Consider the following 21,193-nt stretch of genomic DNA (forward strand, 5'->3'; position numbering starts at 1 on the left):
TTCACGCCCGTGGCATACTAGGGGCATAATCAAAAAAGAAGCAGATCAGCCATGGCCGAAGACCTCTTTCCGTCCGAAGGACCCGACGACTACAACGCCGACAGCATCGAAGTGCTTGAGGGGCTTGAGCCCGTGCGCAAACGCCCCGGCATGTATATTGGCGGCACGGACGAACGCGCGTTGCACCACCTTGTGGCCGAAGTTTTGGACAACTCCATGGACGAAGCGGTGGCGGGTTTTGCCAACCGGATCGAAGTGGAATTGCACGACGACTATGCTGTAACCATTCGTGACAACGGGCGCGGGATCCCGATTGATCCACACCCCAAGTTTCCTGATAAATCCGCGTTGGAAGTCATTCTGTGCACACTACACGCTGGCGGTAAGTTTTCGGGCAAAGCCTATCAGACATCTGGCGGTTTACACGGGGTTGGGGCGTCCGTGGTCAACGCGTTATCTGACAGCATGGTCGTGCAAGTGGCCCGCAACAAAGAAGTTTACGAACAACGCTTTAGCCGCGGTATTCCTCTGGGGGGCGTTGAAAAAATTGGCAGTGCCCCGAACCGACGTGGCACGACGGTGACATTTCATGCAGACGAGCAGATCTTTGGCAAACACCGGTTCAAACCGGCCCGTTTGTTCCAATCGATCCGGTCCAAAGCCTATCTTTTTTCCGGCGTCGAAATCCGCTGGAAATCTGGCATCGATGACGGCGAGACGCCGACCGAGGCCACATTCCACTTCCCGGGCGGCCTGTCGGATTATCTGACCGAAACCCTTGGCACCGCCAGTACTTATTCGGAAAAACCCTTCGCAGGCGTTGTGGATTTTACCGAGAAATTCAACACCCCCGGCAAAGTCGAATGGGCGATCAACTGGACGCCGTCGCGCGACGGCTTCATTCAGTCCTACTGTAATACAGTGCCCACGCCCGAGGGCGGCACCCATGAAGCCGGCTTTTGGGCCGCCATCCTGAAAGGCATCCGCGCCTACGGTGAATTGATTAACAATCGCAAGGCCACGCAAATTACCCGTGATGACCTGACCACAGGTGGGTGTGCTTTGGTCTCGTGCTTTATTCGTGAGCCGGAATTTGTCGGCCAAACCAAGGACCGCCTCGCCACGACCGAGGCTCAGCGTTTGGTCGAGAATTCCGTGCGCGATCACTTTGACAATTGGCTGGCCGCGGACACGAAATCTGCCGGTGCTATCTTGGATTTTTTGGTGTTGCGGGCCGAAGAACGACTGCGTCGCAAACAAGAAAAAGAAACTGCGCGCAAGTCTGCTACGAAAAAGCTGCGCTTGCCCGGCAAGTTGACCGATTGCTCGTCCAACGCCCGCGAAGGCACGGAGTTGTTCATCGTCGAGGGCGACAGTGCGGGTGGTTCGGCGAAAATGGCACGGGACCGCAAGACCCAAGCTTTGCTGCCCTTGCGCGGTAAAATTCTGAACGTGCTCGGGGCTGCCAGCAGTAAATTGGGATCAAACGCGGAAATCAGCGATCTATCTCAGGCCTTGGGCGTCGGGTTGGGCACAAAGTTTAACGTCGATGATCTGCGGTATGAAAAGGTCATTATCATGACCGACGCGGATGTGGACGGGGCCCATATCGCCGCTTTGCTGATGACGTTCTTTTTTACCCAGATGAGACCGATGATCGACGCCGGGCATTTGTATTTGGCTTGCCCCCCGTTGTTCCGACTGACCCAAGGCGCCAAGCGCGTGTATTGTCTGGACGAGATCGAGCGGGACGAATGGCTGGACAAAGGGCTTGGTGGAAAAGGCAAAATCGACGTCAGCCGCTTTAAGGGTCTGGGCGAGATGGATGCAAAAGACCTCAAGGACACCACAATGAACCCCCTAACCCGTCAATTGATCCGCGTGACTATTGATGAGGACACACCGGGTGAAACTGGGGATCTGGTAGAACGACTGATGGGCAAGAAACCGGAAAAACGGTTCGAATATATCAGTGAGAACGCAAAATTTGTAGAAGAATTGGACGTCTAATGAGTCTGGCTTCTTTTGTTCACAATGGCGCAACGCCTTATGGGCGGGTCGAAAAGGACGCTGTTGAAGGCAGCCTAATTTGCACCCTGCGCGAGCCGGTCAAAGCTGGTTAGATGGCCCAGTATGCAGCCATTATGTTGCTGGCGGGCATAGGAATCCCGATATTAGCCGCCTTGAACGCCGCCCTTGGGGCCAAAATTGGATCACCCATTGCCGCAGCTTTTGTACTATTTCTGGTAGCGGGCCTCAGTGCGGCTGCGGTGATGGTCATTGGCCAAGCTTCCGGTAGCCTCAAAGCATTGCCCACTGCCCCCAAGCATCTGTTTCTGGGCGGCGTGTTGATTGCATTCTATGTGTTATCGATTACGTGGATTGCGCCGCATTTTGGGCTGGGCAATGCCGTGTTTTTCGTACTGTTGGGCCAACTTATTTCGGCGGCCGCGATTGATCACTTTGGCCTGTTTAATGCCCTACCAACGCCCCTGACCCCAACCCGTGCGGCAGGTCTAGCGATTATGGCTGTTGGGGTTTTTGTCACTCAAAAAGGATAAGGCGGGCCCACCAGCCCGCCTTTTCAACGTTCATTGCCTGTATCAGATAACGACTTAGTAGCCAGTCATGTCGCCATAGGGGCTGGACTGTACGAAAAAGGACGAACATCCGCGCACACCCGTCGCAACCAACGTCCACGACACTTCGCCCGGACGGCCCGTGCGGCTATATTGGCAACCATTGGGATGGACCCAACGACGACCGGTAAATCCTGCGGGTGGCATAACACTGGACCCAACCCGAACATCACGGGTGGAATTGTCTTGTTTGCCTTGCAAAAATGCACCTAGACCTGCGTGTGCTGGTGCCGCTAATGCGATTGCTACTGCCGTAAATGCCACTACTCGTTTCAACATTGTTTACTCCATTGGTTTGTCCATAAGGACATGCCCACACCCTTGGATGACACAGACATAGCGACACAAACCCCAACCTGTGAAGCCCAATAGTAAACGGCATTTATGTAGGTTTTTACCTTATTTTAAAAGGTATTAAGACAATCCCGCCAAAGCCTGCGACTGGGTCCACAAGGCATCTGGCACATCCACTTTAGCGGCGGCCTGCCGCATGGCCCCCGGCAGACGCGCCCCGTCTTGGGACGCCACAGCTTCGGCCACTCGGGCCAACCGAGCAGGAAAAGCATCCCCATGAACCGCCGTGTCAAGCAGCAGATAGAACTGACCCAACCCATGGGGCGCGCCGTCCGCCAGTTTTAATCCCGAAACGTCCAGCGAATTGACCGAGCCGGTCATGCCCGCCGCCAAAAGCTCTGCCATGAGGCCAAACCCCCAACCCTTGTAGCCGCCCGCGCTGACAAGTGATCCGCCCAAGGCAGCGACAGGATCCGTTGTTGGTTGACCCTGCGCATCAACCGCCCATCCCAAAGGGATCGCCTCGCCTGCGGCCTTGGCCATGGTGATTTTGCCAAGGGCCACAGCCGAGGTTGAAAAATCGAAATGCATTGCTAAACCGCCCTGCCCATCTGGCACAGACATGGCAATCGGATTGGTTCCCAAAACGGCCGCGTTACCACCAGGAGGGGCGACAACAGGCGAGGCATTGGTGAACCCGATGGCCATATAGCCAGCCCGCGCAATGGCTTCGGTGAAATAGCCCAAGGATGTGCAAGTATGCGCATTGCTCACGGCCAAATGCGCCATGCCTTGCTGCGCCACCGCCTCTAACGCTGCGGGTAGACCGCGCGCAAATGCGGGCTGGGCAAAGCCGAATTTTGCGTCTGTTGAAATGGCGCTGGGTTTAGGAGCGCTGACCACGGGATCAACCGTGCCGTTTACGCGACCAGATACCAATTGTAGGCAATAGCTTTCCAAATAATAGAGCCCACAAATGACATTGCCATGGGCCTCGGCCATCGCAACGGCATTGGCCACTTCTGCGGCGATCCAAGGGGACGCTCCATGGGCCTCAAGCGCGGCTTTGCTGGTGGTGCGAATGGTGTCGATATCAACTATGGGCATGGCGTCTCTTTCAACTCAGCACGCCGTTTGCCAAGGTCACTTGGCGGTCCATGCGTGCAGCAAGGTCTAGGTTATGAGTGGCAATAAGTGCCGACAATCCCGTGTCGCGCACCAATTCCATCAAGGCTGCGAAAACTTGATCGGAAGTTGTGGGGTCCAGATTGCCCGTTGGTTCGTCAGCCAACAGGAGTGCGGGCGCGTTGGCCAAAGCACGGCAAAATGCAACGCGCTGTTGTTCGCCCCCTGAAAGCTCTGCGGGGCGATGGGCTGCACGGGGTTTAACACCAACTTTGTCCAGTAGGTTCAGTGCGTGGGCCTCGGCCTTGGCTTGACTGATACCATTGGCCAATTGCGGCAAAACAATATTCTCCAGCGCGGAAAATTCCGGCAGAAGGTGATGAAACTGGTAGATGAACCCAACCTGATCACGGCGCGCGGTTGTGCGTTTGCGATCGCTGAGCGTGGTCATATCCACGCCATCAATCTTCACTGTGCCCTTGTCGGGGCTGTCCAGCAAACCCGCGATATGCAGGAGGGTTGATTTACCAGCACCAGAGGGCGCGACAAGGGCTACAACCTCGCCCTTTGCAACGGTCAGATCAGCACCACTAAGCACTTCGATCCGCCCCGCCACGCCTTTGGTGTAGGCCTTGGAGATGCCCTGCAATTCCAGCGTATTATTCATAGCGCAAGGCCTCGACCGGGTTCATCCGTGCGGCCCGCCGGGCGGGAAAGATAGTCACCACAAACGACAGGCCCAATGACAGTGCCACAGCAGATGCCACGTCTTCGAACCGCAGTTGTGCGGGCAACCGGTACAGGCCCCGGATCGAGGGATCCCAAACGCCGCCTGCGCCAATGGAATTTACGATGGAAAAAATCGGATCAATATAAAGTGCAAAAAGGCAACCAAGGATCACGCCCAGCGTAGTGCCAATCAGGCCGGTAAAAGCCCCACAGATGAAAAATACCCGCAGGATCGACCCTTCAGTCAGACCCATGGTGCGCAAAATTCCGATATCACGCCCTTTGTTTTTGACCAGCATGATAAGGCCACTGACAATGTTCATTGCTGCGATCAGAACCAAAATCGATAGGATGATGAACATCACGTTGTCTTCGATATCAAGCGCGCGCAGAAAGGATCCAGAGGCATCACGCCAGGTCCACAGCAACGTGCGTTCGCCACCGGCGTCAATCAACTGCATGGTTAGGTCGTCGACTTTTTCTGGCTCGGCCACCATGACCTCAAATTCGTCTGCCACACCATCGCGGTTAAAGAACATTTGTGCTGCCTCAAACGGCATATAAACGCGGGTGCGGTCGATATCAAAACGCCCTGCGGTAAAGATATAGACGACCTCGTAGGCGTTGACCCGAGGACTGGTTCCAAAGGCCGTGCGCACCCCGTTGGGCGAGATGATTTTCACGCGGTCTCCAATGGCCACGCCCAATTCGCGCGCCACGCCGGACCCTAACGCCACACCTTTATCAAACCGGTTGATGTCGCCCCAGCCTTCTTCGGGTTGGGCGATGCGCGGGATCGTTTTAAGATTGTCCAACGTGATGCCAAACACCTCGACGCCTGCATTGCGATCAGTAGCGTTGGCCATCACATTGCCTTTGATCAAAGGGGCCACGCGGGTCACGCCCTCGATCGCGGCGATCTTGGCGGCGACGGCGTCAAAGTCTTCGATGGTGCGCGAAGTGGCACCAGACGCTGCCACATCAAGGGATCGGTAGACCGTCACATGGGCGTTTGCGCCAAGGATCGTATCGACAAATTCGGCTCGAAACCCCGAGCGCACCGCAAGGGTCGCGATCAAGGCAAAAACGGCTAAAGTGATGCCGATCAAACTGATCCAGGTCATCACACTGACACCCCCCTCGGCCCGTTTGGCCCGCAGGTAGCGCCATGCAATCATCCATTCAAATCGTGCGAAAGGCGCGGTTGATCCGGCCATGGTTGCTCACCCCATTTTGTTGGTCAGACCTTGCGGGTTGCAGCGGCTCAGGTCAAGCAATCAGGCCCGTAGATAGTCGGCCACATCCTGCGCATTTTGGTCCGGTGGGAAGACCGGGTAAAACACCTTTTCAATGGCGCCCTCCCGGGCAATCAACGTCATGCGGTTTAGCAGGGTCATGCCATCTGTCTCAAAACGCGGCAGGCTCAGAGCGTCCGCAAAAGTCAAATCCAAATCACTCAGCAAAGCAAAGGGCAGATGCATGCGGTGTGCGGCCTCTGCTTGGTAGTCGGTATCTTGGGTCGACAGCCCATAAAGGTGATCGACGCCCAGCGCTTGCAACTCAGTGAAATGGTCACGAAAGGCGCAGGATTGGGGTGTGCAGCCCCGCGCGCCGGGGATCATGTCCCAGCCCTTAGGCAAGTCCTGATCCGGCCTGCCAGTGCGCGGATAGATATAGAGCACAACACAGCCCTGAAGTGCACCCAGATCGACCATGCCCCCTTTGGAGACAGCCAGAGCCACATTGGGCAAAGTCATGCCTTCCAGATGCGCTGCAGAACCGTCATCGTCCGGGGCTGGGATTTTGCTCCAATCCACTTGGTTGAGGTTTTGCGCCATGATCTCTTTTAGCTTTGATAGATCGCCGCGATCCGTGCAACCGCTTGTTCTGGCGGCATTTCTTCGCTTTCGCCAGTTTTACGGCTGGTCAATTCTACAACCCCATTCTTGAGGCCGCGCGGCCCCACCGTGATCCGCCATGGCAGGCCGATCAGATCCATCGTTGCGAACTTGCCACCAGCGCGTTCGTTGCGATCATCATACAGCGGTTCTAGGCCTAGTGCCGTGATCGCATCATAAAGCGACTGACAGGCGGCGTCCGCTTCATCGTCGCCTTGCTTGAGATTGACGATCCCGACATGGAACGGAGTAACACCCTCGGGCCAAATGATGCCCTTTTCGTCATGGCTGGCTTCAATGATCGCGCCCAAAAGTCGCGACACTCCAATACCGTGGCTGCCCATATGCACCAGCGCAGGCTTGCCATCAGGGCCTTGCACCGTTGCGTTCATGCTTTCGGAATACTTGGTCCCAAAATAGAAGATTTGGCCCACTTCGATGCCCCGCGCAGTGCGACGGCGCTCTTCTGGCACTTCATTAAACAGCGCCTCGTCATGGGTTTCATCAGTGCGTGCGTATTTTGTGGTAAACTCGGTCATGATGGCGGCGCAATCTTCGACGCTATCGTAATCAATCTCTCGATCCCCAAAGGTCAGATCCGTCACGGCACTGTCATAGAACACTTCGCTTTCGCCCGTTTCGGCCAGAACCAAAAACTCGTGCGTGTCATCCCCGCCCATGGCGCCACTGTCGGCGCGCATTGGAATTGCCTGAAGGCCCATGCGTTCATAGGTGCGCAGATAACTGACCAAGTGGCGGTTGTAGGCGTGCAGCGCATCCTCTTTGGTCAGATCAAAGTTGTAACCGTCTTTCATGTAAAACTCGCGACCCCGCATCACACCAAAGCGTGGACGGCGTTCATCTCGGAACTTCCACTGGATTTGATACATGGTCAAAGGCAGGTCTTTGTAGCTGTTCACCGCGCCGCGGAAGATGTCGGTGATCAGTTCCTCGGCCGTTGGCGTGAATAGCATATCGCGGTCGTGACGGTCCTTGATGCGCAGCATTTCATCGCCAAACGCATCATAGCGCCCGCTTTCACGCCACAGATCAGCGGACTGGATTGTGGGCATCTGCATCGCGATATGGCCTGCTTTGGCCTGCTCTTCGTGGACGATGTTTTCGATGTTTTTGAGGACTTTGTACCCAAGCGGCAGCCACGAGTAGATCCCAGCGGCAGACTGTTTGATCATGCCAGCCCGTAACATAAGCCTATGACTGACGATTTGTGCGTCCGCAGGGTTTTCTTTCAAAACGGGCAAAAAGTATCGGCTGAGGCGCATGGCAATCCCTTTGGAAAACAGGTGTTTGCACAGGGTTTAGCGGGGCAGCGGGACCGAGACAAGCCGCCGTTTGAACGTTCACGAAACCCTCGCGGCAGATCACAGGGCCGTGTGCCACATGACCCAGTGCGTTCAAGGCGCCGTACCTCTAACCACATGCCCCGAGCATGGGACCCAAACAAACGAGGTAAGACCGATGAAAACGATCTTCAAGACTGTCGCCACTGTAGCTGCATTGACCCTGACAGGGGGCGCTGCCACTGCCAACACAATCGTCGATATCGCCGCAGGCGACGACCGCTTTTCCACACTTGTCGCAGCTGTGACCGCTGCTGGCCTTGTTGAGACACTGCAGGGCGATGGCCCGTTCACTGTGTTTGCCCCAGTAAATGACGCATTCGCGGCCTTGCCAGAAGGCACTGTCGAGACACTGTTGCAGCCAGAAAACAAAGACCAGCTGACCAATGTGCTACTCTATCATGTAGACGACCGTAACCTGACCGCCGAGATGATCCCAGCGGGTTCCAATTATTTTAAACCGGTTTTGGCCTCGGAACGTTTGTGCATCACCAAAGGTGCTGAGGGCGTTATGATTGCAGATGGCACGGGCGAAATGGCCAATGTCGTGATCGCGAACATCAAAGCCGACAATGGTGTTATCCATGTCGTCGACAAAGTTCTGTTGCCCGGCACACGTCCGGCCTGCCACTAAAGGCGGAATGCCTCCGGCGGGGATATTTCAGCAAACAAAAAGGCTGATTTGGTGCGCAAAGCCGTTTAGCATTGCACCATGACCAAATCAGCCCGCCCCGCAATTGAGACACTGACCACTGGCGATGACTTGCGCCAGTGGTATTGGCTTAAGGCCGAATTGGTGGACTACGCGAAGATCCTTGGCGTCAAAACCACCGATGGCAAATTCACCATTCTAGAGCGGATTTGTCATACTCTTGATACCGGCGAAACGGTCTGGCCCGGCGACATTCGCACCAAGCCTAAGTCGAAACTTGACTGGCATAGCGCGGATTTAACCCCTGAAACTGTGATCACTGACAGCTACAAAAACAGTCAAAACGCGCGACGCTTTTTCAAAAGTCAGCTGGGCGACGGATTTAAATTCAATATCGCCTTTATGAAATGGATGAAGGACAACACGGGCAAAACCCTAGCCGATGCGGTTGAGGCATTCAAAGAGCAGCAAGCCGCGACCAAAGATCCGAACTACCAAAGCGAAATTGCTCACCACAACCAGTTCAATCAATATACCCGCGACTTTTTGGCGGACAATCCCGAATTGGGCCTTAAGGAGGTACGCCATTACTGGGCGTTAAAACGACAGTTGCCATCGCCCAATGGCAGGCATGTCTATGCGCCCAGCGATCTTGAATTGGGCGATCCCCCTTGAAACGGCGTCCCGCATACGCGATGTAAAGAGCACCTCAAGAAGGATCCGCACCATGGGCCTGCCCGTTGAAACTCAAGCCCGATATTGGGGCATTGCAACCGCTGTGTTGTTTGTTCTTTTGTGGTTTTTGGGCGATGTGATTTTGCCCTTCGTTTTGGGTGGGGCAATCGCCTATTGTTTGGACCCGATTGCAGATCGTTTGGAACGCATGGGCGCCCCAAGGGTGATCGCCACCACGTTGATCACGCTGGTTGCGATTTTGATCTTTGTTTTGATGATCTTGCTGGTGATCCCGACCTTGGTCGAACAAGCAGGCCAATTGATCAACGTCGCACCCAAGCTGTTTGCAGATTTACAAACATTTTTGACCGATCGGTTTCCGTCGTTGATGGTTGAAGACAGCCCTATTCGCCAGCAATTACAAACCTTTGGTGAGGCAATCCAATCCAAAGGCGGTGCGCTGCTGAACTCGGTTTTGACCTCGGCCAAAGGGCTGATCAACATCGCCGTATTAGTGGTCATTGTCCCAGTTGTTGCATTCTATTTGCTGCTGGATTGGGACAATATGACGGCCCGTATCGACGATCTGTTGCCTCGTGATCATGCCCCAACAATCCGCAAATTGGCGCAAGAAATTGACAGAACGCTGGCCTCATTTATCCGGGGCCAAGGCACGGTTTGTCTGATTTTGGGGATTTATTATGCCGTCGCCTTGATGCTGGTCGGGCTGCAGTTTGGCCTTGTCGTAGGCTTTGTCGCCGGGCTGATTTCATTCATTCCTTATGTGGGCGCTTTGGTCGGTGGGGCCTTGGCCATTGGTTTGGGGCTGTTCCAGTTTTGGGGCATGTGGGGCTCGCTTGGGGCGGTTGTCGTGGTCTTTGTCATTGGTCAGATGATTGAGGGCAATGTCTTGACCCCAAAACTGGTTGGATCCTCTGTTGGATTGCATCCGGTTTGGCTGTTGTTTGCCTTGTCCGTCTTTGGATCTTTGTTTGGTTTTGTTGGCATGTTGGTGGCCGTTCCCGTGGCTGCAATGCTAGGGGTTTTGGCGCGCTTTGCGATCAGCCAATACAAAGATGGCAGGCTGTATCAGGGTATCGCAGCCACGCAGGACGAGACAGACCAGTGAACACGCAACTGACGTTTGATCTGCCCAGTGTTCCTGCGCTGGGGCGCGATGCTTTTTTCGTCAGCCCATCAAATCATGTGGCTTTGGCCCTGTTGGAAAAGCCTGGAAATTGGAGCAATCGCAAAATGCTGCTCTGTGGGCCTGCAAAATCAGGCAAAACGCATTTGGCCCATGTGTGGGCGGAACAAACTGGCGCACAGGTATTTGCGGCCAAAGACGTCACATTGGATAGCGTGGCGGGGATCGCCCAAAAAGCCTTTGTCGTTATCGAAGATTTGCACGAAGCTGCCGGGGACCCAGATGCCGAAACCGCGCTGTTTCACGCCCACAACCTAATCCTTGCAGAGGGCGGCACTTTGTTGCTGACCGGTACGGATGAACCATCGGTTTGGCCCATTGCCCTGCCTGATCTGGCCTCACGGGTTCAAGGAACAGCTCTTGCACAGCTTTTGGCCCCTGATGATCAACTTTTGGCAATGGTCATGGTCAAGCAGTTTGCAGACCGTCAATTGACGCCCCCGGCCAAGGTGTTGACCTATCTCACCACTCACATGGAACGGTCTTTTGCCCATGCAACAGCTTTGGTCGACGAAATGGACCGTATCGCCCTGCGTACGCGCAAACCATTGAACCGGACCGTCGCGGCCCAAGCACTGGACAAACTTGCCGCCGCGCAGGCATAGTGTCGTCTTGGTGTTACAAACCGCAGGCAAGCCCGCTTTATGACCGAAACAGATTTTCTGACCGCTGATTTTCCGCCTGCCCAAGAGGCGGATTTTGATATTTCCGGGCCCGAACGGTTCTTCAATCGCGAATTATCATGGCTGGCCTTTAATTGGCGGGTTTTGGAAGAAGCTGAAAACGTCAAAGTGCCGTTGCTGGAACGGCTGCGCTTTTTGTCGATTTCGGCGACCAATCTGGACGAGTTTTATTCAGTGCGCGTGGCAGGCCTGCGCGAGTTGGCCCGCGCGGGCAACACAACGCCTGCCGCAGACGGGCGCACGCCAGCGGAACAATTGGCGTTGATATCAACCGATGCGCGCGATTTGATGCGGCATCAGCAAAAGATCTATTTGACGCTAAAGGACGCGCTGGACGCCAAAGGCATTCATATTCTGAACGCCGATACCGTTACGGAAGCGGACAAGACTTTCCTTAAAGACGTGTTTTTGTCCAAGATTTTCCCGGTCTTGTCGCCCCTTGCCATTGATCCAGCACACCCGTTTCCGTTCCTGCCAAACGAAGGGTTTGCATTGGCGCTGCAACTGCGGCGCACCAAAGATAAGACACCCTTGCGAGCCTTGCTACCGATCCCCACGCAGGTGGCGCGCTTTGTAGCACTGCCATCGGACGGCGGTCTGCGCTATTTGCCAATGGAAGAAGTGCTTTTGTTGCATATCTCCAGCCTCTTTCCCGGCTACACCATGGAACGCCACTGCAATTTCCGAATTTTGCGCGACAGTGATTTGGAACTGGAAGACGAAGCCGAAGATCTGGTGCGCGAATTTGAGGTTGCTCTGAAACGGCGGCGTCGGGGCGAAGTGGTTCGGATGAAGATCAGTGCCAACGCCCCAAGTGGCCTCAAACGCCTTATTATGGAAGAACTCGGGGTTACCGACGATGAGGTAATCGAAATCGACGGGATGACCGGGATCGCGGATTTGGGGCAATTGGTGTCGGATGCGCGGCCTGATCTGCTATGGCCCAGCTTTACCCCCCGCGTTCCGGAAAGGGTCAGCGACCACGATGGGGATATGTTTGCCGCAATCCGCCAGAAGGACATGTTGCTGCACCATCCCTATGAAACCTTTGACATGGTTGTGCGGTTCTTGGCGCAAGCCGCCCGGGATCCCAATGTTTTGGCGATCAAGCAAACGCTCTATCGAACTTCGAAAGAAAGCCCCATCGTCTCGGCCCTGTGTGAAGCCGCTGAAGACGGGAAATCCGTGACTGCACTGGTCGAACTCAAAGCCCGCTTTGATGAGGCCGCGAATATTCGCCAATCCCGCCGTTTGGAACGCTCTGGCGCCCATGTGGTCTATGGGTTCATCAACTACAAAACTCATGCGAAAATCAGTTCGGTTGTGCGCCGCGAAGGCGATGATTTGGTCACTTATACGCATTACGGCACGGGCAATTATCACCCCGATACAGCGCGGATCTATACTGATCTGTCGCTCTTTACCTGCGACAAATCTCTGGGCCGCGATGCAGGCAAGGTCTTTAATTATCTGTCGGGTTATGCAGAACCAGACAAACTTGAAAACCTCGCGATCTCGCCCCTCAGTCTAAAATCGACCCTGCTCGAGCGCATCGCCAAAGAGGCGGACTATGCTCGCGCCGGTAAACCCGCCGAGATTTGGGCAAAAATGAATTCGCTTATCGACAGTGAGATCATCGATGCCCTTTACGATGCTTCACAGGCCGGTGTGAAAATTTCGCTGGTCTTACGCGGGATATGCGGCTTGCGTCCCGGTGTTGTGGGATTGTCGGAAAATATCAGGGTCAAATCCGTGATCGGGCGGTTCTTGGAACACAGCCGGATCGTATGTTTTGGCAACGGCCATGGGTTGCCCGGCAAAAAGGCCAAAGTCTATATGTCGTCGGCGGACTGGATGGGGCGTAATCTCAACCGCCGTGTTGAAACCCTTGTAGAGATTACAAATTCCACGGTGAAAGCACAGATCGTCAGTCAGATTATGGCGGCAAACCTTGCTGATGTGGCCCAAAGCTGGATGCTGCACCCTGATGCGCGCTCAATCCGGCCTCCCATCCCTGAAGGGCAATTTGCGTTTAACTGCCACCGGTTTTTCATGGAAAACCCGTCGCTGTCAGGACGCGGATCTGCGGGTGCCAGCGATGTGCCACAGCTTACGCATACAGACGACTGATTAACCCTGCAATTCGTTGGCCCATGGCGGGTTTGCCCCATCGCGCGACACGGTAACAGCGGCCACTTGCGCCCCGAAATCCAATGCTTTTGCCACTATGCCTTCGGATACGTCAGCAAGGGCTACTTTGGTCAAAACCCCACTTGCCTCAAGGGAGGCCAAGACACCTGCATTAAACGTGTCCCCTGCCCCGACTGTATCTTTGACAATAGCTTTGCGCGCCGCAACTGAAACGGGCCCTGCCGCACTGAGGGCATAGGCGCCTTCACTGCCCTTGGTCAAAATCGATAGGCTGGGGCCCATTTGGGCAATAACGGCCAACTTTTCTTCCGGGGTTTGTGCCCCTTCCAGCAACCAATCAAGGTCCTCGTCCGACAGTTTGACAATATCAGCCATGCCGATCATCGCCATGATCCGTGCACGGTAGCCGTCGGGATCAGTGATGAAACCTTGGCGAATGTTGGGGTCAATCATCGTGACTTTGGATGCGGCATGAGCCTGCATAAACGCCTGATAGGTGGCTCCTGCAGGATCTGGACACAGGGAAATGCCTCCGAAATACAGCGCTGTCGCCGTTTCTGGCAAATCTGGCAAGTCTTCCGGAGTGATCATCCGACCCGCCGTGTTTTCATCGTAAAACGTGTATGTCGCATGGCCATCTGTAAGCCGCACAAAGGCAAGCGTCGTAGGCCGATCCGAACGGATTGCATAGGTCGTGTCCACATGCGAGGCATGCAAAACCTCCACCAACGTCTGGCCAAAAAGATCATTCGACAGGCCCGAGACAAAGCCTGCTTTGATCCCAAGACGGCCCAACGCCACTGCCGTATTGAAAATCGCCCCACCAGCGGCAGGCGAAAAGCCTTCACGGCCATCTGCGCTGGTGATTGGCACCATATCGATCAGGGCTTCCCCACAACAAAAGATCATATCGGTTTTCCTTGTTTCCAGCCCTAAGCGCGGTATTAACTTCACCACATGTTAGCGCGAACATACACAACAGCCAAAGCCAAGCTGCAAGTTAAAACTGACAAGGTCAAACATTCCCGCAGGGGCAAGATTGACGCTGATCTATCCGCTGTTACATACTTGCCCAAAATAACGGCGCAAAAACCGCGTCAGGGGGATACACATTATGGATGGCAACTCTGACACCAGTGAGGACTGGGGCGGATTTGGGCGCCCTTTGTTCAAAGATGCCTCTGTGCGCGCCTTGTCGCGGGTTGGCGTGGTCGATGTCGGGTCAAACTCGGTCCGGATGGTGGTTTTTGACGGCGCTGCACGCTCGCCTGCGTATTTTTACAACGAAAAGATCATGTGCGCCCTTGGCGCGGGCCTCGCAGACACTGGCACCCTCAGCCCTTCGGGCCGCACGCGCGCCGTTGCCGCCATCGCGCGGTTTCAATCCGTGGCCAAAAGCATGGGACTGGCCCCTTTGACGGCTGTGGCAACTGCTGCGGTGCGCGATGCAACGGATGGGCCTGATTTTTGCGAGGAGGTTTTGGAAAAAACGGGCCTCAAAATCTGGGTCATCGATGGGCGCGAAGAGGCGCGATTGTCCGCCCAAGGCGTATTGCTGGGCTGGCCAAAATCCTACGGATTGGTCTGCGACATCGGCGGATCCTCGATGGAATTGGCCGAGATTAATGATGGTGTCGTGGGCAAACGCCTGACTTCGGATCTTGGGCCGCTGAAATTGCGCGACCTTAAGGGAGGCAAAAAAGGGCGCAAAGCGGAAATTGACCGAGTGATGAAGGATCTTGTGGATCAAATGGGTCCACAATCTAATCGCCTGTTCCTTGTGGGGGGCTCTTGGCGGGCCATTGCGCGCATCGATATGTACCGCAACGATTATCCGCTTCAGGTTTTGCATGAATACCGGATGAGTGCCCGCAGCGTGGCCAAAACGGCAGATTTCATTGCTAAATCCGATATCGAGGACCTGCGCCGCGCCTGTGGCCTGTCCAGCAGCCGGATTGCCTTGGTCCCGATTGCAACCGAAGTCCTCAAGCGGTTGGTGCGCAGTTTCAAACCCAAGGACATTGCGATTTCCAGCTACGGGATCCGAGAAGGCATGCTGTATGAGCAAATGCCGCAGGCTTTGCGCGACCGTGATCCGCTGATCGAGGCCTGCTATTTTGCCGAGGAAAAAGACGCGCGACTGCCGGGTTTTGGCAAGACATTGAACGGGTTTGTGAAACCTTTGTTCAAATCGGCCCCCGACAACACCAAACGACTGATCAAGGCGGCCTGCCTGTTGCATGACGTCAGCTGGCGCGCGCATCCCGACTACCGCGGCGAGGTTTGTTTTGACAATGCCACCCGCGCCAACCTAGGGGGCCTCAAGCATTCCGAGCGTGTTTTCTTGGGACTTGCGTTGTTGCACCGCTATCGTGGGTCGCGCGAGGATACGCGGTTTGATGGGCTGTTAGACCTGATTGACCCTGCGCAAGTTCAGCAAGCCGAAGTGCTAGGCAAAGCCATGCGTTTGGGCGCCATGATGTGGTTGAACGACCAAAACGGGAAGGTCGAACTGAAATGGGCACCTAAGAGAAAGCACATCACGCTTGTCCTTAGCGCCAAAGCCGCCCCGTTGTTTGGGGAAGTCGCACAAGCGCGATTTGCCTCGCTGGCTTCGGCATTGGAAGCCACGTCAGACGTCAAGTATCTGCGCACTGAAGCCGAAACTTTGGTTTGATCGTCACCGGAAAATTCACGGACCGCGCGATAAAACAATAGGTGTGGATTTCCTCGTGCAGGGCTGCGGCCTTTGTCACATCCGTCCCCTGCGGCACGGTAATCACCGGATTAAGCTGCGCTGACAGGAACCGACCTGCGCCGTTTGGCGATGTTTCGCCTTGGCCCATGGGTGTGTCAGAATAGGCCTGAACGACAATCCCTGCGTCGCTGGCCAGATGTAAATACCACAACATATGGCAAGACGCCAAAGCGCTGAGAAAAAGATCCTCTGGATTGTGCAAATTGGGATCCCCGCCCAACATTGGATCGTTTGAACACTGAATTTCGGGTTTGCCTTGGGATTGCACAGACCAGGTCCGTGCGTAGTCATGGTAGCCACTGGTGCCTGTGCCTTGATTGCCGGTCCAGATCACCGTCGCTGTAAATTCGCCCATGTCAGGCCCCTAGAGATCAATTTCTGGCGCATCAGGCACGGTCAAAGGTGGCGCGTCTTCTTTGCGCCGGATTATGATATCCCCGTTTGGCAGACGTTGCGGGGCCTCATAGGCTGTGGCGTCCTCCATCAAAGCGGCCAGTTTGTTCAATGTAGGGCCCAGCTCCCCCAACAAGCGCTTCATGTTTGGTTGCAGGTCCTCGGCCAGTGCTTTGAGGTCGTCCATAGCCGGTTCAACCTCTTGCATCAAACCCCGCAAAAAGATCCGCGCGCCTTCTTCCATCAGGGAAAACCCTTCGTCAGTTGGGGCAGGTTTTGGATCATCGGCCGCTGCTATGGCAGGTGTCCCAAGGGCAAGACAGATACTAAGAAATATATGTTTCATGGGTCCAACATAGGTCGCGGCGTAGGGTTTTTGAAGGTCAGATGTCGATATCCAAGGTCACCGGGAAATGATCCGACGCCGTTAGCAAGGCTTTTTGCAGACTTTCATCGGAAAAACAGTCGGGATCCTCAAACGGGTGCCAGATATGCCAACGCCCCTTTTTCGCGGCCAGTTCTGGTGTGACCATGATGTAATCCAGCAAGGCTTGCAGATATCGCCTCTCGTCACGCAGGAAAAAACGCGACGTGGTCGGACGCGCGCCAAACCGTTGGGTGAGGGCCATTTGCACATGGGGATCAAACAAGGCATCAGGCCCCTCGCCCAGCACGATCTCGACGCCAGAACGTCCAAAAAGCTGTTCAAACTCGTCCAACCCCGGTCCATCGTTAAAATCACCCAAAACCATCAACGGCGTGGCAGCATCCATATGGGCCTGCACGCGTTCACGGATCCAAATGCACTGCGCCAGTTGCTTGCGTCTGTTGGCGATCGACAGCTTCATCGCCTCGCGCTCGGTTTTTGCCCCGTGGGGGGCTTTGGACTTGGCGTGGACGCCAAGCATTTGAAACTCAAACCCTTTGGCTGTTGTGGCCTTAACTTCTAGCGGCGGTTTGGAAAACTTGATCTGGTCCGCCTTTGCATCGATATCCAGATCTATCTCATATTGACCATCAAACCGGATCCCAAATGCATCCTGAGGCGGTCCAGACAGGGTGCCTTTGGGGTCATGGCTGACTGTCAGAGCATCAGGATCATAAAGCAGAGCGATCTCTTGCTGGGTGTCGTTGCCAAAGCCGATCAAGGCCGTGTTCGCGCGCAATTCAGCGTATTGGGCAAAGCGTTCCAGCGCTTGGGTGCCGCTGCGACGCCGACTGGTGTCCGGTGCCTCAATGACCATAATCGCATCAGCATCCAGAACTGCAAAGACCTGTCCCAACGCCTTAATCTGTTCGAACCTTTTGACATCACGCCGACCAGACCACCGGGTATCGGGGCAAAGCGCGCCTTCATCGTCAAACAATCGGTCAAACCATTCGACATTGTATGTGGCGACGCGCAAAACCTAAGCCGCCCGTCGCATCTGGATCTCATCATAGGCTTTGTTGATGACGACCAAACGCTTTTCCGCCAGTTTCACGGCCTCTTCAGGTAGGCCGCGTGCCGTTAAACTATCAGGATGACTGTCACGCACCAATTGCCGCCAAACAGCCCGAATTTCCGCAATAGCATCCTCGGGATTGACGCCCAGCACATCATAAGGGTCTTGGTCTGCATCCGGAACAAACCGGGCGCGCAACCGGGCAAAACACCTGTCGGTCAGGCCAAAAATCCGCGCGACTTCTTCTAGGAACGTGTCCTCACCGGGGTGATATTGGCCGTCGGCCATGGCGATGTGAAACAGACCCTCCAACAGGTCCTCTAGGGCATCGGGCTGATTGCGAAACATCCGTGCGATCCGGGTGGCATAAACATCATAGCCCGCAATGTCCTGACGGGCCAGATTGAACAGGCGCGCCGCGTTTTGCTGGTCTTCCTCTGCAATGGTAAAGACTTCGCGAAAGGCCGTGACCTCGTCTTTGCTGACGTGGCCGTCGGCTTTGGCCATTTTGGCCCCCAATCCAATGACTGCGATGGTAAACGCCACGCTGCGTTCGGGTGGCGTGCGCAGCCGGTCGAAAACCTCGCTGAGGCTTTCACCTTGGGCAAGGGCGGATACAGCATCCAAAATTCGGGTCCAAATCGACATATCACTATCCTATGGGGTCGCCCCCCGGTTGTCAGGACCAAAATCAGCAGTTTCGGTGCAAGACTATAGGGTTTTTTGCAGCAGGATCAGGTCCATCCAGCGATCAAACTTACGACCAACTTGGGGCAACTGCGCCACTTTTTGAAATCCGATTGCCTCGTGAAAGGCCACGCCTGCAGGGTTTTCACTGCTCACACCAGCAAAAAGCGTGTGCCCCCCAGACGCCCGGGCATGGCTGATCAAATGCTGCATCAAGGCGCGTCCTGTGCCTTGCCCCTTAGCCTCGGGCGCTAAAATAACCGAGTGTTCCAGCGTATGTTTATAGCCCGGACCACCGCGGAATTGGAAATAAGTGGCAAAACCAATCAGGGCCCCCTCCTTTTGTGCAACAAAGAACCCGTGACCAGCGGCGGCTTTGGCTTTGAAATCTGCAGCAAGGCCTTGAGCGGTTTTGAGATCTGTCGTGAAAGTTGCCGCCGTGTTTTCGATCACGGGGTTCCAAATCTGCGCAATCGCTGCGGCATCGTTTTCATTTGCATCCCGGATCTTCATTGTAGCGTCCGCAGTCCGTGTGGTGTGTCGATCTGCGCCATAAAGGACAGTTCGACACCAGTTTCAATAACCAGCCAGTCCAGGTCCAGATGCGGCACGAAAAATTCTGCGATTTGATCCGCTTGCGGATGTTGGATGACAAAACGGCGCAAACGACAGCCCACATCGTTCAAGCGCGTGCTGGGGTGCGGGGTGTCCAGCCAGTCGATCACTGCGGGTACCGCCCCGTCATAGGCCGGTTTGCCCGAAGGCGGGTTGGTAAAGCGCCAACGCAAATCATCGCGGCGCAGATCCAGAACATCCCCCAGTTCAATCGGGCAGGTTTTTTGTACAAGGTCCAGATCATCGGCGGCACAAATCCAATTGGTGATCCTTGGGGCGCCGCGAAAATTGTCCAGATTAAACCAACGCGGCACATCGGGTGCAGGCGCGGACGGATCAATCGCAATGGCCTCAAGATAAAACGGCCCCAAGCCCAACAACTGATTGTGCGTGCCAAAATGTGGATGCTTACCGCCCGGTTGCAATGCGACACCCAGCGTTTCCTCGACCCAAGCTATGGCGGATCCCAGATCCTCACCAGACACCGCGAAGTGGTCAAATTTGATCAAATTGGCCTCCTGTTTACCTTAGGTTAGCTATATTCGACTATTTTTGTCGATTTATTGCCTGTTTTTGCGCCTTAGCCGTTGAAAAAGGCAGTATTCGCACCATTTATCCCGGATAAGTCATAACCCCTTACCCAACGGAGAGACCATGCCCTTCCAACGAGCTTTGGACAAGTTTTTCTCAAGCGACGCTGCAGGGGGCATCTTGTTGATGTTTTCTGCCGTTGCAGCAATGCTTGTCGCCAACTCGGCCTTGGCGCCCTATTACGATGCCGTCCTCAATACAAAACTGTCTGTTACTATCGGTGGCGATGGTTTGTCCAAACCTCTGATCTTGTGGATCAATGATGGGCTGATGGCGATCTTCTTTTTCCTGATCGGGTTGGAACTCAAACGCGAGGTCCTAGAAGGGAAGCTAAAGAACCCACGCGACATCGTTTTGCCCGGCATGGCGGCTGTTGGCGGGATGGCTATTCCTGCGCTGGTCTTTGTCTACTTCAACTGGGGTAATGACGCCACGATCCAAGGCTGGGCCATCCCAGCCGCTACAGATATTGCGTTTGCCTTGGGGATTTTGGCCCTTGTGGGAACCCGCGCCCCGGTATCGTTGAAGGTGTTTTTGCTGACGCTGGCGATTTTGGACGACATGGGTGCGATTGTTATCATCGCCCTGTTCTACACCGCCGAACTCAAAGCGAACTATCTGCTTTACGCCCTTGTGCCCTTGGCAGGCCTTGCATACTTGAATTATCGCGGCGCGCACAGGTTGGCCCCGGCGATTTTGCTAACAGTTATTATGTGGGTTTTGGTGCTGAAATCCGGCGTCCATGCAACACTCGCAGGCGTTGTCGCGGCCTTCTTCATTCCGCTAACAGACAAGTGGGGCAAAAGCCCGTTGCATAGCCTTGAGCATGGCTTGGCTCCCTATGTGCTGTACCTGATCGTGCCAATATTTGCCTTTGCCAACGCGGGTGTGGTCTTAACAGGTATGTCGGTTGGCGACCTTCTGGCACCCCTTCCATTGGGTATTGCGTTGGGCCTGATCATCGGCAAACAGATCGGTGTATTCGGGGTGAGCTTTGCCATGGTCAAGATGGGCATGGCGCGTCTGCCGTATGGGGCCAACTGGCTGCATATTTATGGCATCGCCTGTTTGGCCGGGATCGGCTTTACAATGTCGCTGTTTATCGGATCGCTCAGCTTTGATGATGCCGCTTTGATGAACCAAGTCCGTATCGGGGTTCTGTCTGGTTCGATCATCTCTGGTGTGCTGGGATATTCGGCACTTATGATTGCCAGCAACCGCCAAGGCCAAGAAGACGGACAACCGGCGGCGGCCGAATAGCAATACGAACACTTAAATGAAAAGGGCCCC

Annotated in this window: 22 protein-coding genes; 9 read left to right on the top strand and 13 right to left on the bottom strand. The window is 55.0% G+C overall.

All coding sequences use genetic code 11. The annotated features are described in order from the left end of the window. Window positions 1-51 precede the first annotated feature (51 nt). Window positions 52-2,010 (top strand): DNA topoisomerase IV subunit B, encoded by a 1,959-nt coding sequence (parE, locus tag ACIRQ6_RS12185; RefSeq protein ID WP_420860873.1) that lies wholly within the window; start codon window positions 52-54, stop codon window positions 2,008-2,010. Between the two features lie 113 nt (window positions 2,011-2,123). After that, complete coding sequence (locus ACIRQ6_RS12190; RefSeq protein WP_420860874.1) at window positions 2,124-2,561, top strand: DMT family transporter; 438 nt, start codon at window positions 2,124-2,126, stop codon at window positions 2,559-2,561. Window positions 2,562-2,615: 54 nt separating this feature from the next. Here ACIRQ6_RS12190 and ACIRQ6_RS12195 read toward each other — a convergent pair whose 3' ends face one another. The 6 genes from ACIRQ6_RS12195 to proS form a co-directional block, all read right to left on the bottom strand. After that, window positions 2,616-2,918, bottom strand: coding sequence for a hypothetical protein (locus tag ACIRQ6_RS12195; protein ID WP_420860875.1), 303 nt, complete (start codon window positions 2,916-2,918; stop codon window positions 2,616-2,618). 135 nt (window positions 2,919-3,053) lie between these two features. Then, window positions 3,054-4,040: an Ldh family oxidoreductase gene (locus tag ACIRQ6_RS12200; protein ID WP_420860876.1), complete on the bottom strand. Its 987-nt coding sequence runs from the start codon at window positions 4,038-4,040 to the stop codon at window positions 3,054-3,056. Between the two features lie 10 nt (window positions 4,041-4,050). Then, on the bottom strand, window positions 4,051-4,725 hold the full coding sequence (locus ACIRQ6_RS12205; protein ID WP_420860877.1) for an ABC transporter ATP-binding protein: 675 nt from the start codon (window positions 4,723-4,725) through the stop codon (window positions 4,051-4,053). Beyond that, window positions 4,718-6,004 (bottom strand): lipoprotein-releasing ABC transporter permease subunit, encoded by a 1,287-nt coding sequence (locus tag ACIRQ6_RS12210; protein ID WP_420860878.1) that lies wholly within the window; start codon window positions 6,002-6,004, stop codon window positions 4,718-4,720. The genes ACIRQ6_RS12205 and ACIRQ6_RS12210 overlap by 8 nt, the downstream gene beginning before the upstream one ends. 60 nt (window positions 6,005-6,064) lie before the next feature. Further along, the gene (locus tag ACIRQ6_RS12215) at window positions 6,065-6,625 is read right to left on the bottom strand and encodes a peroxiredoxin (RefSeq protein WP_420860879.1); all 561 of its coding nucleotides are present in this window, start codon (window positions 6,623-6,625) and stop codon (window positions 6,065-6,067) included. A gap of 8 nt (window positions 6,626-6,633) precedes the next feature. Then, entirely contained in the window at window positions 6,634-7,968 is a 1,335-nt protein-coding gene (proS, locus tag ACIRQ6_RS12220) for a proline--tRNA ligase (RefSeq protein ID WP_420860880.1), read from the bottom strand. A gap of 196 nt (window positions 7,969-8,164) precedes the next feature. Between proS and ACIRQ6_RS12225 the strand changes: the two genes are divergently transcribed. The 5 genes from ACIRQ6_RS12225 (at window position 8,165) to ACIRQ6_RS12245 (ending at window position 13,393) form a co-directional block, all read left to right on the top strand. After that, complete coding sequence (locus tag ACIRQ6_RS12225; protein ID WP_420860881.1) at window positions 8,165-8,680, top strand: fasciclin domain-containing protein; 516 nt, start codon at window positions 8,165-8,167, stop codon at window positions 8,678-8,680. Between the two features lie 78 nt (window positions 8,681-8,758). Further along, on the top strand, window positions 8,759-9,373 hold the full coding sequence (locus ACIRQ6_RS12230) for a DUF6434 domain-containing protein (RefSeq protein WP_420860882.1): 615 nt from the start codon (window positions 8,759-8,761) through the stop codon (window positions 9,371-9,373). 52 nt (window positions 9,374-9,425) lie between these two features. Next, a complete protein-coding gene (locus ACIRQ6_RS12235) occupies window positions 9,426-10,502 on the top strand; it encodes an AI-2E family transporter (RefSeq protein WP_420860883.1) in 1,077 nt (358 codons plus the stop codon). Beyond that, the gene (locus ACIRQ6_RS12240) at window positions 10,499-11,185 is read left to right on the top strand and encodes a chromosomal replication initiator DnaA (RefSeq protein WP_420860884.1); all 687 of its coding nucleotides are present in this window, start codon (window positions 10,499-10,501) and stop codon (window positions 11,183-11,185) included. Before ACIRQ6_RS12235 ends, ACIRQ6_RS12240 begins: the two co-directional genes overlap by 4 nt. A 39-nt stretch (window positions 11,186-11,224) precedes the next feature. Next, complete coding sequence (locus tag ACIRQ6_RS12245) at window positions 11,225-13,393, top strand: RNA degradosome polyphosphate kinase (RefSeq protein ID WP_420860885.1); 2,169 nt, start codon at window positions 11,225-11,227, stop codon at window positions 13,391-13,393. Here ACIRQ6_RS12245 and ACIRQ6_RS12250 read toward each other — a convergent pair whose 3' ends face one another. Further along, window positions 13,394-14,323 carry a carbohydrate kinase family protein gene (locus tag ACIRQ6_RS12250; RefSeq protein ID WP_420860886.1) on the bottom strand — a complete coding sequence of 310 codons (930 nt, stop codon included), beginning with the start codon at window positions 14,321-14,323 and terminating at the stop codon, window positions 13,394-13,396. A 205-nt stretch (window positions 14,324-14,528) separates the two neighbouring features. Here ACIRQ6_RS12250 and ACIRQ6_RS12255 point away from each other — a divergent pair, with 205 nt between their 5' ends. After that, window positions 14,529-16,091, top strand: a complete 1,563-nt coding sequence (locus tag ACIRQ6_RS12255; RefSeq protein WP_420860887.1) for a Ppx/GppA family phosphatase — start codon at window positions 14,529-14,531, stop codon at window positions 16,089-16,091. On the opposite strand, the gene ACIRQ6_RS12260 is transcribed toward ACIRQ6_RS12255, so the two are convergent. The 6 genes from ACIRQ6_RS12260 to ACIRQ6_RS12285 all read right to left on the bottom strand — a co-directional run bounded on the left by ACIRQ6_RS12260 (window position 16,054) and on the right by ACIRQ6_RS12285 (window position 19,821). Then, window positions 16,054-16,527 (bottom strand): OsmC family protein, encoded by a 474-nt coding sequence (locus ACIRQ6_RS12260; RefSeq protein ID WP_420860888.1) that lies wholly within the window; start codon window positions 16,525-16,527, stop codon window positions 16,054-16,056. The genes ACIRQ6_RS12255 and ACIRQ6_RS12260 overlap by 38 nt on opposite strands. A gap of 9 nt (window positions 16,528-16,536) precedes the next feature. Beyond that, entirely contained in the window at window positions 16,537-16,911 is a 375-nt protein-coding gene (locus ACIRQ6_RS12265) for a hypothetical protein (RefSeq protein ID WP_420860889.1), read from the bottom strand. A 37-nt stretch (window positions 16,912-16,948) separates the two neighbouring features. Next, window positions 16,949-17,971, bottom strand: a complete 1,023-nt coding sequence (locus ACIRQ6_RS12270; protein ID WP_420860890.1) for an endonuclease/exonuclease/phosphatase family protein — start codon at window positions 17,969-17,971, stop codon at window positions 16,949-16,951. A gap of 3 nt (window positions 17,972-17,974) precedes the next feature. After that, window positions 17,975-18,658, bottom strand: a complete 684-nt coding sequence (locus tag ACIRQ6_RS12275; RefSeq protein ID WP_420860891.1) for a TerB family tellurite resistance protein — start codon at window positions 18,656-18,658, stop codon at window positions 17,975-17,977. Between the two features lie 63 nt (window positions 18,659-18,721). Then, complete coding sequence (locus ACIRQ6_RS12280; protein ID WP_420860892.1) at window positions 18,722-19,210, bottom strand: GNAT family N-acetyltransferase; 489 nt, start codon at window positions 19,208-19,210, stop codon at window positions 18,722-18,724. Further along, window positions 19,207-19,821, bottom strand: coding sequence for a VOC family protein (locus ACIRQ6_RS12285; protein ID WP_420860893.1), 615 nt, complete (start codon window positions 19,819-19,821; stop codon window positions 19,207-19,209). The genes ACIRQ6_RS12280 and ACIRQ6_RS12285 overlap by 4 nt, the downstream gene beginning before the upstream one ends. 145 nt (window positions 19,822-19,966) lie before the next feature. On the opposite strand from ACIRQ6_RS12285, the gene nhaA reads away from it, so the two are divergent. Beyond that, window positions 19,967-21,163 carry a Na+/H+ antiporter NhaA gene (gene nhaA, locus ACIRQ6_RS12290; RefSeq protein ID WP_420860894.1) on the top strand — a complete coding sequence of 399 codons (1,197 nt, stop codon included), beginning with the start codon at window positions 19,967-19,969 and terminating at the stop codon, window positions 21,161-21,163. Window positions 21,164-21,193 lie beyond the last annotated feature (30 nt).

Source organism: Algirhabdus cladophorae, assembly GCF_044772865.1.
Lineage (GTDB): Bacteria > Pseudomonadota > Alphaproteobacteria > Rhodobacterales > Rhodobacteraceae > Algirhabdus > Algirhabdus cladophorae.